A 462-nucleotide genomic window follows, 5' to 3' on the forward strand; every position below is an offset into this window, starting at 1 on the left:
ACAGGATGAACAACCTTCTCAGAACTCACACCTAGGAACCAATGGCTTTCCCCGCTGCCTTGTTGCACTTCGCGGCTAAATCAACCCTTGAGTTCACCGAATGCCACAAACGTTCGATCATCCGGTTATCGATCCACCGGCCACAGCCGTTCATTGAGATCTTCACTTTGTAATCCAGCAGCGCCTGGTGAAAACAGTCCTGGAGAATTGGACACTCTGATCTGAATTGAAAATTTCGGGCGGACAAAATCTGGCAAGCGAGTCCTTAAGGGCTTCGACGCAAAAACGGGCCTCCATGGTATTGGATAACCGCCAGCTTAAAACCTTCCGGCTGTGCCAGTCCATGATTGCCACCAGATACAGGAACCCGCGCCGCATCAGAATTTATGGCCTGATCGAACCGAAGCTGTGTGTGGACGCCCCGGGAAATGGAAGCAGTTTTTCGCGGATTGATGAGAGATG

Annotated in this window: 1 pseudogene; it reads right to left on the minus strand. The window is 51.3% G+C overall.

The features are described 5' to 3' along the window. Positions 1 to 97 precede the first annotated feature (97 nt). Positions 98 to 378: pseudogene (locus E1297_RS00670) on the minus strand (DDE-type integrase/transposase/recombinase); the annotation flags it as partial. Positions 379 to 462: the final 84 nt, after the last annotated feature.

The organism is Roseibium sp. RKSG952, assembly GCF_009711355.1.